This window comes from Enterobacter sp. RIT637 (assembly GCF_019718755.1).
Taxonomy (GTDB): Bacteria; Pseudomonadota; Gammaproteobacteria; order Enterobacterales; family Enterobacteriaceae; genus Enterobacter.
Map to the genome: position 1 here is coordinate 73,275 of NZ_JAIHAZ010000001.1, position 13,501 is coordinate 86,775.

The following is a 13,501-nucleotide window of genomic DNA, read 5'->3' on the forward strand; positions in this document are numbered from 1 at the left end:
ACGCGGTTCTGGTGGCGCTTTGACTGACAGGAAAACGCATGTCTTTACCGCAACTCTCGCTTTCAGCCGCACGTCATTTACACCTTGCTGCCCAGGGGCTGCTTAAAAAGCCTCGCCGTCGCGCACAACCCTCTGACATTCTCTCCACCGTACAGCGCATGTCGTTGCTGCAAATCGATACCATCAACATCGTGGCGCGAAGCCCTTACCTGGTGCTCTTCAGCCGCCTGGGAAATTATGAGCCGCAGTGGCTAGACAATGCGCTTAGTCAGGGTGAGCTAATGGAATACTGGGCACATGAAGCCTGTTTCCTGCCCCGCAGTGATTTCGCGCTGATTCGTCACCGCATGCTCTCTCCGGATAAGATGGGCTGGAAATATCGACAGGAGTGGATGCATGAACACGCCGCTGAAATTGAGCAGCTTATCGCGCATATTCAGGAAAACGGTCCGGTGCGTTCGGCTGATTTTGAGCATCCGCGAAAAGGGGCGAGCGGATGGTGGGAGTGGAAGCCGCATAAACGTCATCTGGAGGGGCTGTTTACATCCGGTAAAGTGATGGTTGTTGAACGACGTAACTTTCAGCGCGTATACGACCTGACGCACCGCGTGATGCCGCACTGGGACGACGAGCGTGACCTGCTTACGCAGGAAGCTGCCGAAGCCATCATGCTGGAGAACAGCGCCCGCAGTCTGGGGATTTTTCGTCCGCAATGGCTGGCAGACTACTACCGACTCCGTCAGCCCGCGCTAAAACCGTTGCTGGAGGTGTGGCAGCGCGAGCAGCGCGTCATACCTGTCGCTGTCGAAACGCTGGGCGAGATGTGGCTGCATGCCGATTTGCTCCCGCTTTTACCGCAGGCGCTGGAAGGTAAGCTCCAGGCCACGCACAGCGCGGTACTGTCACCTTTCGACCCGGTCGTCTGGGACAGAAAACGGGCCGAGCAGCTGTTTAATTTCAGCTACCGGCTTGAGTGTTACACCCCCGCGCCAAAACGCCAGTACGGCTACTTCGTTTTGCCTATGCTGCATAAAGGGCAACTGGTGGGACGCATGGATGCCAAAATGCACCGCAAAACCGGGACGCTTGAAATCATCGCGCTGTATCTCGAAGACGGGGTTAAGGCGACGGCTACCCTGGAGAAAGGATTATCATCCGCCATTAGCGATTTTGCGCGCTGGCAAGGGGCGAGCAGCGTTACGCTGGGGCGTATGCCGGACGGGCTGTTTACGACCTGCCGAAGTGGTTGGGAAACAGACACTCCCTGAAAAGGGAATGTGTTAAGCTTTAGCGATTACCCATACGGAGGAACTATGGATCACCGTTTACTTGAAATTATTGCCTGCCCGGTGTGCAACGGCAAACTCTACTACAGCCAGGATAAACAAGAGCTGATTTGCAAGCTGGACAGTCTGGCTTTCCCGCTGCGGGACGGTATTCCGGTCCTGCTGGAAAATGAAGCCCGTTCCCTGGCGGCAGAAGAGAGCAAGCCATGAGTTTCGTTGTCATTATCCCGGCGCGCTATGCATCAACGCGTCTGCCGGGTAAGCCTCTGGTAGATATCAACGGCAAGCCAATGATTGTGCATGTGCTGGAGCGTGCGCGCGAATCGGGTGCTGACCGCGTCATCGTGGCAACCGATCACCCGGACGTGGCACAAGCGGTTGAAGCGGCGGGTGGTGAAGTGTGCATGACTCGCGCCGATCACCAGTCCGGCACGGAACGTCTGGCGGAAGTGGTTGAGAAATGTGGTTTTAGCGATGATACGGTCATCGTCAACGTGCAGGGCGACGAACCGATGATCCCGGCGGTTATTATTCGCCAGGTGGCGGAAAATCTGTCGCAGCGTCAGGTTGGCATGGCCACCCTCGCGGTACCCATTCATCATGCAGAAGAAGCATTCAACCCGAATGCGGTTAAGGTGGTCATGGATGCCGAGGGCTATGCGCTCTATTTCTCACGTGCGACGATCCCCTGGGATCGCGATCGCTTTGCGGTATCAAAAGAGACCATCGGTGATTCATTCCTGCGCCACATTGGGATCTACGGCTATCGTGCGGGCTTTATCCGCCGCTACGTCAACTGGGCACCAAGCCCGCTGGAGCATATTGAAATGCTAGAGCAGTTGCGCGTGCTCTGGTATGGCGAAAAAATCCACGTAGCCGTTGCCAAAGAAGTCCCTGGAACGGGCGTCGACACGCCGGAAGATCTTGAGCGCGTTCGCGCCGAGCTGCATTAATTTCGCCTCCATCCCTCCTTTCGGGGGGATGTTCTCACCCCCGCAATTTTTCCTTTCTTAACCATAATTGATCTCTTCCGGGTGACATCCGCTGCTCACGCGCTCATTATAAAAGCAGTAGCCTTAATGGGGGTAATCTCATATGGAACAGCTGCGTGCCGAACTGAGCCATCTGCTTGGCGAGACGTTGAGCCGGGTTGAGTGTGTGAATGAAAAGGCGGATACCGCACTATGGGCGCTGTACGACAGTCATGGAAACCCAATGCCTCTCATGGCCAGAAGCTTTACTTCACCCGGCGTCGCCAGACAGCTGGCATGGAAAATGTCGATGCTGGCAAGGGAAGGTACGGTGCGAATGCCGACGGTTTACGGTGTCATGACGCATGAGGAACACCCCGGCCCGGATGTCCTGCTTATTGAACGCCTGCGCGGCGTCTCTGTTGAAGCCCCGGCGCGCACGCCCGACCGCTGGGAACAGCTGAAAGATCAGATCGTCGAGGCGCTGCTGGCCTGGCACCGGCAGGATAGCCGCGGGCTCGTCGGCCCCGTCGACAGCACCCAGGAGAACCTGTGGCCGCTCTGGTATCGTCAGCGGGTGGAAGTGCTGTGGGGAACGCTTAACCAGTTCAACAACACTGGTTTAACCATGCAGGACAAACGCATTCTGTTTCGCACCCGCGAGTGCTTGCCCGCGCTGTTTGACGGCTTTAACGACAACTGCGTGCTGATTCACGGTAATTTTACCCTGCGCAGCATGCTGAAAGATCCCCGCAGCGACCAGCTGTTGGCGATGGTTGGGCCGGGTATTATGCTTTGGGCACCGCGCGAGTATGAACTGTTCAGACTATGCGACAGTGCTTCTGCGGAGGGGTTGCTCTGGCACTATCTGCAACGGGCGCCGGTCGCGGAGGCTTTTCTCTGGCGGCGCTGGCTCTATTTGCTCTGGGACGAAGTGGCGCAACTGGTGAACACCGGACGGTTCAATCGCGCCAACTTCGACCTGGCGACAAAATCACTCTTGCCCTGGCTCGCCTGACGCGCCTTTCAGCCATTGCCAGAGGCGTCCGAGCGTCTCGTAACCGACACGATCGCTGTGCATCAACCAGACCGGGGACGGGATTGCTCGTTCCCACGGGTTAAGCGGCGCGTTGATCGCTATCTGGTTAGCCGGTGCGGGTAAGGGATGTAATCCCTGTTTCTCGAAGAAAATCATCGCTCTCGGTAAATGCGACGCCGATGTCACGAGCAGGAACGGCACGTCGCCGATGGCCTGCTTCACCGCGGCGGCTTCCTCTTCGGTGTCTTTTGGGCTGTCCAGGGTGATGATAGACGAACGCGGCACACCCAGTGATTCAGCGACGCGTGCGCCAGCCTCCGCCGTACTCACCGGGTTGGTTTTTGCGGCGGCTCCGGTGAAGATCATTTTCGATCCCGGATTGGCAAGCCACAGGCGGATACCTTCGTTCAGGCGCGGCAGGCTGTTGTTGATCAGATTAGAGCTGGGTGCCCAGTTCGGATCCCAGGTATACCCGCCACCCAATACCACGATGTACTCCACTTTCTGATTTCCCTGCCAGGTCGGGTACTTATTTTCGATGGGGCGTAACAGACCATCCGCAACCGGCTGCAGACTCAGCAGCAGCATCATCAGCCAGCCGAGCGTGATAAGCGTTTTGCCACTTTTCTGAAAGCGACTAAACCATACCAGTGCCAGCCCCAGCGCGATGAGCAGCAGCAACAGGGGAAGGGGAAGCATCATGCCTCCGATGTATTTTTTTAGGGTAAAAAGCATCCTTTTTGGTTCCTTTTTTAACCATACAGCAGGCGATTACCCGTGATATTACACCAGAGTGGTTCATTCTCCGCGCGGGTGTGACAAAATAGCGGTTTTGCAGTTAGCGAGTGGAACCTTCCCAATGCGGGATCGCAATTTTGATGACATCGCGAAAAAGTTTTCGCGCAACATTTATGGCACCACCAAAGGTCAGCTTCGTCAGACGATCCTCTGGCAGGATCTGGACAAGCTGTTGGCGGAATTGGGTGACCGACGGTTGCGCGTGCTCGATGCCGGTGGCGGGGAAGGTCAGACTGCAATTCTGATGGCGCAGCGGGGGCACCACGTCACGCTTTGCGATCTTTCTGCCGAGATGGTTACTCGCGCCGAACGCGCGGCAGAAGAGAAAGGTGTGAGCGACAACATGCATTTTATACATTGCGCCGCTCAGGACATTCCCCAGCATTTGGAAACGCAGGTTGATCTGATATTGTTTCATGCTGTGCTCGAATGGGTCGCCGAACCGCAAGCCATGTTAAAAACGCTGTGGTCGATGTTGCGTCCGGGCGGCGCGTTATCGCTGATGTTCTACAATGCAAACGGTCTGCTGATGCGAAACGTGCTGGTGGGCAATTTTGGCTACGTGCAGCAGGGGATGTATAAAAAGAAACGGCGCACGCTATCGCCGGATTTCCCACGTGAACCGCAGCAGGTCTATGGCTGGCTGGAGGAGATCGGTTGGGAGATCACCGGCAAAACGGGCGTGAGGGTGTTTCATGATTATCTGCGTGATAAACAAAAACAGCATGACTGTTTAGACGCCTTAACAGAAATAGAAACGCGGTATTGCCGCCAGGAGCCTTATCTGAGCCTTGGCCGCTATATACACGTCACCGCGCGTAAGCCGCAGAAGCAAGGATAATCTATGAGTGAATTTTCCCAGACAGTCCCCGAACTGGTTGCCTGGGCCAGGAAAAACGATTTCTCCATCACGCTGCCGGTAGACAGACTCTCCTTCCTGCTGGCGGTTGCCACGCTGAACGGCGAACGGCTGGATGGTGAAATGAGCGAGGGTGAACTGGTGGATGCGTTCCGCCATGTCAGTGATGCGTTTGAGCAAACCAGCGAAACCATTAGCGTGCGTGCTAACAACGCAATCAACGATATGGTGCGTCAACGTCTGCTGAACCGCTTTACCAGCGAGCAGGCGGAAGGAAACGCCATTTATCGTCTGACGCCTCTGGGGATCGGCATTACCGATTACTACATTCGCCAGCGCGAGTTTTCAACGCTGCGTCTCTCCATGCAGCTCTCGATCGTGGCGGGCGAGCTTAAGCGCGCCGCCGACGCGGCAGATGAAAACGGTGACGAATTCCACTGGCACCGTAACGTCTACGCGCCGCTGAAGTACTCGGTGGCAGAGATTTTCGACAGTATCGATCTGACCCAGCGTCTGATGGATGAACAGCAGCAGCAGGTGAAAGACGATATCGCTCAATTACTGAACAAAGACTGGCGTGCAGCCATCTCCAGCTGTGAACTTTTATTGTCAGAAACCTCCGGTACGCTGCGTGAACTGCAGGATACGCTGGAAGCCGCAGGCGACAAGCTGCAGGCCAATCTGCTGCGCATCCAGGATGCGACCATGGCGCATGACGACCTCCACTTTGTCGACCGTCTGGTCTTCGATCTGCAAAGCAAACTCGATCGTATTATTAGCTGGGGCCAGCAGTCGATCGACCTGTGGATCGGCTATGACCGACACGTGCATAAATTTATCCGTACTGCCATCGACATGGATAAAAACCGCGTCTTCGCTCAGCGTCTGCGTCAGTCGGTACAAACCTATTTCGATGCACCGTGGGCGCTGACCTACGCGAATGCCGACCGTCTGCTGGATATGCGCGACGAAGAGATGGCGCTGCGTGATGAAGAGGTGACCGGTGAACTGCCGCCGGATCTGGAATATGAAGAATTTAACGAAATTCGCGAACAACTTGCGGCGATGATCGAAGAACAGCTCGCTGTCTACAAAACCAGACAAGCACCGCTGGATCTTGGTCTCGTGGTGCGCGACTATCTGGCGCAATATCCTCGCGCGCGGCACTTTGACGTAGCCCGCATCGTGGTGGACCAGGCGGTGCGTCTGGGCATCGCGCAAGCAGATTTCACCGGACTGCCGCCGAAGTGGCAGCCGATCAACGATTACGGAGCCAAGGTACAGGCGCATGTCATTGACAAATATTGAACAAGTGATGCCAGTGAAGCTGGCACAGGCGCTGGCGAATCCGTTATTTCCGGCGCTGGACAGCCAGCTGCGTGCCGGTCGTCACATTGGTCTTGACGAGCTGGATAATCACGCTTTTCTGATGGACTTCCAGGAATATCTGGAAGAGTTTTACGCGCGCTACAACGTGGAGCTGATTCGCGCACCGGAAGGGTTTTTCTACCTGCGCCCGCGCTCAACCACGCTGATTCCGCGTTCCGTACTCTCCGAACTGGATATGATGGTCGGCAAAATTCTCTGCTACCTCTACCTCAGCCCGGAACGTCTGGCGAACGAAGGGATTTTCACTCAGCAGGAACTCTACGACGAACTGCTGTCGCTGGCAGACGAGAGCAAACTGCTGAAGCTGGTGAACAACCGTTCGACAGGTTCCGATCTTGACCGTCAGAAATTACAGGAAAAAGTTCGCTCTTCCCTGAACCGTCTGCGTCGTTTGGGCATGGTCTGGTTTATGGGCCACGACAGCAGCAAATTCCGCATTACGGAATCCGTCTTCCGCTTTGGTGCTGACGTGCGCGCGGGTGACGACGCCCGTGAAGCGCAGCTGCGCATGATCCGCGACGGTGAAGCGATGCCGGTGGAAAACCATTTGCAGCTCAATGATGAGCATGAAGAGAATCAGCCGGATAGCGGGGAGGAAGAGTAATGATTGAACGCGGTAAATTTCGCTCACTAACGCTGATTAACTGGAACGGCTTCTTTGCCCGAACCTTCGATCTGGATGAGCTGGTGACGACGCTCTCCGGCGGTAACGGTGCGGGTAAATCCACCACCATGGCGGCTTTTGTCACGGCGCTGATCCCCGATCTGACGCTGCTGCACTTCCGTAACACCACCGAAGCGGGCGCGACAAGCGGCTCCCGTGATAAAGGTCTGCACGGTAAGCTGAAGGCCGGTGTCTGTTATTCGGTGCTGGACGTCATCAACTCTCGTCACCAGCGCGTGGTAGTGGGCGTGCGCCTGCAGCAGGTTGCCGGTCGCGACCGTAAAGTGGATATCAAACCGTTCGCCATCCAGGGGCTGCCAACGTCCGTGCAGCCGACGGCGCTGCTGACGGAAACCCTGAACGAACGCCAGGCACGCGTGCTGACGCTGCAGGAGCTGAAAGACAAGCTCGAAGCTATCGAAGGCGTGCAGTTCAAGCAGTTCAACTCCATTACTGATTACCACTCGCTGATGTTCGATCTGGGTGTGGTGGCGCGTCGTCTGCGCACTGCATCAGACCGTAGCAAATACTACCGTCTGATCGAAGCGTCCCTGTACGGCGGTATCTCCAGCGCCATTACCCGCTCCCTGCGCGACTACCTGCTGCCGGAAAACAGCGGCGTACGCAAGGCCTTCCAGGATATGGAAGCCGCGCTGCGTGAAAACCGCATGACGCTGGAAGCCATTCGCGTTACCCAGTCTGACCGTGACCTGTTTAAACACCTGATCAGCGAAGCGACCAACTACGTGGCCGCGGACTATATGCGCCACGCCAACGAGCGCCGCATCCATCTCGATCAGGCGTTAGAGTACCGCCGCGAGCTGTTTACCTCGCGTAAACAGCTGGTGGCCGAGCAGTATAAGCACGTCGAAATGGCGCGCGAGCTGGGCGAGCACAACGGTGCCGAAGGCGATCTGGAAGCGGATTACCAGGCCGCCAGCGATCACCTGAACCTGGTGCAGACCGCGCTGCGTCAGCAGGAAAAAATCGAGCGCTATGAAGCGGACCTCGATGAGCTGCAAATTCGCCTCGAAGAGCAAAACGAAGTGGTGGCTGAAGCCGCCGACATGCAGGAAGAGAACGAAGCCCGCGCCGAAGCCGCTGAGCTTGAAGTGGATGAGCTAAAAAGCCAGCTTGCCGATTACCAGCAGGCGCTGGATGTGCAGCAGACGCGTGCGATTCAGTACACTCAGGCCCTGCAGGCGTTACAGCGTGCTAAAGAGCTGTGTCATCTGCCTGACTTAACGCCAGAAAGCGCCGACGAATGGCTGGATACCTTCCAGGCAAAAGAGCAGGAAGCCACTGAGAAACTCCTGTCACTCGATCAGAAAATGAGCGTCGCGCAAACGGCACACAGCCAGTTTGAACAGGCTTACCAGCTGGTGGTGGCGATTAACGGCCCGCTGGCGCGTAATGAAGCCTGGGACGTCGCCCGTGAACTGCTGCGCGACGGGGTGAACCAGCGCCATCTGGCCGAGCAGGTTCAGCCGCTGCGTATGCGCCTCAACGAACTGGAGCAGCGTCTTCGCGAGCAGCAGGAAGCCGAGCGTCTGCTGGCCGAATTCTGCAAGCGTCAGGGAAAAAATTACGATTTCGACGAGCTTGAGGCTTTGCATCAGGAGCTTGAAGCACGTATTGCGGCACTTTCAGACAGTGTCTCCAACGCCAGCGAACAGCGTATGACGCTGCGCCAGGAGATGGAGCAGCTTCAGTCCCGCTCGCAAAAACTGTTGCAGCGTGCGCCGGTCTGGCTGGCAGCGCAAAGCAGCCTGAGCCAGCTTAGCGAGCAGTGCGGCGAAGAGTTTGAGTCCAGTCAGGAAGTGACAGAATACCTTCAGCAGCTGCTGGAGCGCGAACGCGAAGCCATTGTTGAGCGTGACGAAGTGGGCGCACGTAAACGTGACGTCGACGAAGAGATCGAACGCTTAAGCCAACCGGGCGGTGCGGAAGATGCGCGTCTGAATACCCTGGCAGAGCGTTTCGGCGGTGTACTGCTGTCCGAAATTTATGACGATGTTGGCCTGGATGACGCGCCGTACTTCTCCGCGCTGTATGGCCCGTCGCGTAATGCAATTGTCGTCCCGGATCTGTCGCTGATTTCTGAGCAGTTGGCAGGGCTGGAAGATTGTCCGGAAGATCTCTACCTGATCGAAGGCGATCCGCAGTCGTTTGATGACAGCGTATTCAGCGTCGACGAGCTGGAAAAAGCAGTGGTGGTGAAAATCGCTGACCGCCAGTGGCGCTATTCTCGCTTCCCGGAACTGCCGCTGTTTGGTCGTGCCGCGCGTGAAAACCGCATTGAAAGCCTGCACGCCGAGCGTGAAACGCTCTCCGAACGCTTTGCGACGCTGTCGTTTGACGTACAGAAAACCCAGCGTTTGCACCAGGCATTCAGCCGCTTTATTGGTAGCCATCTTGGCGTGGCCTTTGACGCGGATCCGGAAGCAGAGATCCGCAAGCTCAATACCCGCCGTGGTGAACTTGAGCGCGCGATTGCCAATCATGAAAGTGACAACCAGCAGAGCCGCGTCCAGTTTGAACAGGCGAAAGAGGGCGTCGCCGCCCTTAACCGCATCCTGCCGCGCCTGAATCTGCTGGCTGATGACACGCTGGCTGACCGCGTAGATGAAATCCAGGAACGCCTGGATGAAGCGCAGGAAGCCGCGCGATTTGTGCAGCAGCACGGTAACCAGCTGGCGAAGCTGGAGCCGGTCATCTCCGTTCTCCAAAGCGATCCGGAGCAGTTCGAGCAGTTAAAAGAAGATTACGCCTGGTCACAGCAGGTGCAGCGTGAAGCGCGTCAGCAGGCGTTTGCCCTGACGGAAGTCGTACAGCGTCGCGCCCACTTCGGCTACTCCGATTCCGCAGAAATGCTCAGCGGAAACAGCGATCTGAATGAAAAGCTGCGTCAGCGCCTGGAGCAGGCTGAAGCCGAGCGTACCCGCGCTCGTGAAGCTATGCGTACGCATGCAGCGCAGCTAAGCCAGTACAGCCAGGTCATGGCCTCGCTGAAAAGCTCCTTCGACACCAAGAAAGAGCTGTTAAACGATCTGCAAAAAGAGCTGCAGGACATTGGCGTGCGTGCTGACAGCGGTGCGGAAGAACGCGCGCGCATTCGTCGTGACGAACTGCACAGCCAGCTAAGCAACAACCGTGCGCGCCGCAACCAGCTGGAAAAAGCGCTGACTTTCTGCGAAGCGGAAATGGACAACCTGACGCGTCGCCTGCGCAAGCTGGAGCGCGACTATCACGAAATGCGCGAGCAGGTCGTGACCGCGAAGGCGGGCTGGTGCGCGGTGATGCGCATGGTGAAAGACAATAACGTTGAGCGTCGTCTACACCGTCGCGAGCTGGCCTATCTTTCCGGGGACGAACTGCGTTCCATGTCGGATAAAGCCTTGGGCGCACTGCGTCTGGCAGTGGCGGATAACGAACACCTGCGTGATGTGCTGCGCATGTCGGAAGATCCGAAGCGTCCAGAGCGCAAAATCCAGTTCTTCGTGGCCGTTTATCAGCACCTGCGCGAACGTATTCGTCAGGATATCATCCGTACCGACGATCCGGTCGAAGCCATCGAGCAGATGGAAATCGAGCTGGGTCGCCTGACGGAGGAGCTGACCTCCCGCGAGCAGAAACTGGCCATCAGCTCCCGCAGCGTGGCGAACATCATCCGTAAGACCATTCAGCGCGAGCAGAACCGTATCCGCCAGCTGAACCAGGGTCTGCAGAGCGTCTCGTTTGGTCAGGTTAACAGCGTGCGTCTGAACGTGAACGTACGTGAGGCTCACTCTACTCTGCTGGACGTGCTGTCTGAACAACACGAACAGCATCAGGACCTGTTCAACAGCAACCGTCTGACCTTCTCTGAAGCGCTGGCGAAGCTGTATCAACGCCTGAACCCGCAGATCGATATGGGCCAGCGTACGCCGCAAACCATTGGTGAAGAGCTGCTGGATTACCGTAACTATCTGGAGATGGAAGTTGAGGTTAACCGTGGCTCCGACGGTTGGCTGCGTGCGGAATCGGGTGCGCTGTCGACGGGTGAGGCTATCGGTACCGGTATGTCGATTCTGGTGATGGTTGTCCAGAGCTGGGAAGATGAAGCGCGTCGTCTGCGCGGCAAAGACATCTCGCCATGCCGACTGCTGTTCCTGGATGAAGCGGCGCGTCTTGACGCCCGTTCCATCGCCACGCTGTTTGAGCTTTGCGATCGCCTCGATATGCAGCTCATCATCGCGGCACCGGAAAACATTAGCCCGGAAAAAGGGACGACTTACAAACTGGTGCGTAAAGTATTCCAGAACAGCGAACACGTACACGTTGTCGGGTTACGCGGTTTTGCACCGCAACCACCGGAGTCGTTACCGGGTACGGCAGACGCCTCCTGAGGTGTTTTGTTACAAAGCGCGGCGCAGTAGCGCCGCTTTTTTTTACTCTTAGCTTGTGCTTACGGCTGCGTTATCTTTAAACTTCTTTACATAAGGTAAGCCAACAGCATTTATGCCTACCTATAATGAAAGAAAGCCCCAATGTGATGGGCGTGTCGTGAAAACAGGGGGCAAGGGATGTTGCTAAAGAAAAATCGTGGTCGTCAGCTGTCAGTGCTGAGTTTATGTCTGGCAATGACGTTTGCTCCACTGTTCACCGCGCAGGCTGATGAGCCTGAGGTTGTACCGACTGACAGCTCTGCAACGATGGGCGCTCAGCCGACGTCGTTGTCACAGCCGCTGGAGCAGTCACCAGCAACGGCCATTATGGCCGGTATTACGCCGTTACCTGAAGGTATCGACACAGAGTCTGTTCGTCAGCAGCTGCAGTCCGGGCTGCCATCAGGATATACGCCTGCTTATCTCAATCAGCTCACGCTGCTCTATGCCGCGCGCGATATGAAACCAATGTGGGACAATCGTGACGCGGTGCGTGCTTTCCAGCAGCAGCTGGCAGAAGTGGCAATCGCGGGCATTCAGCCGCAGTTTACGGCCTGGGTTGAGCTGTTGACCGATCCTGCCGTGACGGGGAAGGCGCGTGACGTGGTTCTCTCGGATGCCATGATGGGGTATCTCCAGTTTGTTGCGGGTATCCCGGTAAATGGCAATCGTTGGTTATACAGCGAAAAACCCTACAAGCTGGCGACGCCAGCCCTGTCGGTCATAAACCAATGGCAACTGTCACTGGATAATGGCGACCTGCCGCGCTTTATCGCAAGCCTTGCGCCTGCACATCCGCAATACGCCACAATGCACCAGTCGCTGCTTGAGCTGGTTGCAGATTCGCGTCCGTGGCCGCAGTTGCGCGCGACCGCCACGCTGCGTCCGGGGCAGTGGAGCAGCGATGTTCCCGCACTGCGCGAAATTCTCAAACGTTCCGGTATTATGGAGAATGGACCAAAAATTGCGCTTCCTGGCGATGACGGTCAAAGCGTGGCCGTGAGCCCGTCGGCACCGGTAAAAGAGACCAGCGCAGCTCCGCTAAGCTCGAAGCCAGCCGCGTATGACCGCGAGCTGGTTGCGGCAGTTAAGCAGTTCCAGGCTACTCAGGGGCTGGGTGCCGATGGCGTAATTGGTCCGTCAACACGCGACTGGCTGAATGTTTCTCCGGCACAACGGGCGGGCGTACTGGCGCTGAATATCCAGCGTTTGCGCTTGCTACCAGGCACGCTGTCAACCGGCATCATGGTGAATATCCCGGCGTATTCGCTGGTCTATTACCAGAACGGGAGTGAAGTGCTGGCTTCGCGTGTGATTGTCGGGCGTCCCGATCGTAAAACGCCAATGATGAGCAGCGCGCTGAATAACGTGGTGGTTAACCCGCCATGGAACGTACCGCCGACGCTGGCCCGGAAGGATATCCTGCCTAAGGTCTGGAACGATCCCGGGTATCTGGAGCGCCACGGTTATACCGTGATGCGCGGCTGGAACAGCAAAGAGGCGATAGATCCCTGGATGGTCGACTGGTCAACGATAACGGCGTCGAATTTACCGTTCCGCTTCCAGCAGGCTCCGGGTGCCCATAACTCGCTGGGGCGCTATAAGTTCAACATGCCAAGTTCAGATGCAATCTATCTGCATGATACGCCGAACCACAACCTGTTCCAGAAGGACACGCGCGCGCTCAGTTCAGGCTGCGTCCGTGTAAATAAAGCCTCCGAGCTGGCGAATATGCTGCTGCAGGATGCGGGCTGGAACGATACGCGGATTTCAGATGCGTTGAAACAAGGTGATACCCGTTACGTGAATATTCGACACAACATTCCGGTCAATCTTTACTATCTGACGGCGTTTGTCGGCGAGGACGGGCGCACCCAGTACCGTACAGATATTTACAATTATGATCTCACCGCGCGATCCGGCGCACAAATTTTGCCAAAAGCTGAACAATTAATCAGGTAAATGAAGTAGTTCGGGAAAATTGATTGTCGTAAGTTATGGTGAATACGGGGCGATCTGGCTGTAAGCCGCGTATTCACTGGGGTTGGGCGCCTTGACGTAAGCTGTT

General features: G+C 56.6%; 10 protein-coding genes. 9 read left to right on the forward strand and 1 reads right to left on the reverse strand.

The genetic code is table 11. From position 1 onward, the window contains the following. Nucleotides 1-38 precede the first annotated feature (38 nt). The 4 genes from K5E19_RS00285 (at nt 39) to K5E19_RS00300 (ending at nt 3,275) form a co-directional block, all read left to right on the forward strand. Entirely contained in the window at nt 39-1,268 is a 1,230-nt protein-coding gene (locus K5E19_RS00285) for a winged helix-turn-helix domain-containing protein (RefSeq protein ID WP_221549544.1), read from the forward strand. A gap of 45 nt (nt 1,269-1,313) precedes the next feature. Beyond that, nucleotides 1,314-1,496, forward strand: coding sequence for a protein YcaR (gene ycaR, locus K5E19_RS00290; protein WP_151712522.1), 183 nt, complete (start codon nt 1,314-1,316; stop codon nt 1,494-1,496). Continuing rightward, nucleotides 1,493-2,239, forward strand: coding sequence for a 3-deoxy-manno-octulosonate cytidylyltransferase (gene kdsB, locus K5E19_RS00295; protein ID WP_221549545.1), 747 nt, complete (start codon nt 1,493-1,495; stop codon nt 2,237-2,239). The genes ycaR and kdsB overlap by 4 nt, the downstream gene beginning before the upstream one ends. Before the next feature lie 142 nt (nt 2,240-2,381). Further along, complete coding sequence (locus tag K5E19_RS00300; RefSeq protein WP_221549546.1) at nt 2,382-3,275, forward strand: YcbJ family phosphotransferase; 894 nt, start codon at nt 2,382-2,384, stop codon at nt 3,273-3,275. Here K5E19_RS00300 and elyC read toward each other — a convergent pair. Next, complete coding sequence (elyC, locus tag K5E19_RS00305; RefSeq protein WP_010429275.1) at nt 3,252-4,031, reverse strand: envelope biogenesis factor ElyC; 780 nt, start codon at nt 4,029-4,031, stop codon at nt 3,252-3,254. The genes K5E19_RS00300 and elyC overlap by 24 nt on opposite strands. 124 nt (nt 4,032-4,155) lie before the next feature. Here elyC and cmoM point away from each other — a divergent pair, with 124 nt between their 5' ends. The 5 genes from cmoM (at nt 4,156) to ldtD (ending at nt 13,395) form a co-directional block, all read left to right on the forward strand. Further along, nucleotides 4,156-4,935, forward strand: a complete 780-nt coding sequence (gene cmoM / locus K5E19_RS00310; RefSeq protein ID WP_221549547.1) for a tRNA uridine 5-oxyacetic acid(34) methyltransferase CmoM — start codon at nt 4,156-4,158, stop codon at nt 4,933-4,935. Between the two features lie 3 nt (nt 4,936-4,938). Further along, entirely contained in the window at nt 4,939-6,261 is a 1,323-nt protein-coding gene (gene mukF / locus K5E19_RS00315) for a chromosome partition protein MukF (protein ID WP_221549548.1), read from the forward strand. Further along, entirely contained in the window at nt 6,242-6,946 is a 705-nt protein-coding gene (gene mukE / locus K5E19_RS00320) for a chromosome partition protein MukE (protein WP_003858208.1), read from the forward strand. Before mukF ends, mukE begins: the two co-directional genes overlap by 20 nt. After that, entirely contained in the window at nt 6,946-11,394 is a 4,449-nt protein-coding gene (gene mukB, locus K5E19_RS00325) for a chromosome partition protein MukB (RefSeq protein WP_221549549.1), read from the forward strand. Before mukE ends, mukB begins: the two co-directional genes overlap by 1 nt. A gap of 177 nt (nt 11,395-11,571) precedes the next feature. Further along, the gene (gene ldtD, locus K5E19_RS00330; protein ID WP_221549550.1) at nt 11,572-13,395 is read left to right on the forward strand and encodes a L,D-transpeptidase; all 1,824 of its coding nucleotides are present in this window, start codon (nt 11,572-11,574) and stop codon (nt 13,393-13,395) included. Nucleotides 13,396-13,501: the final 106 nt, after the last annotated feature.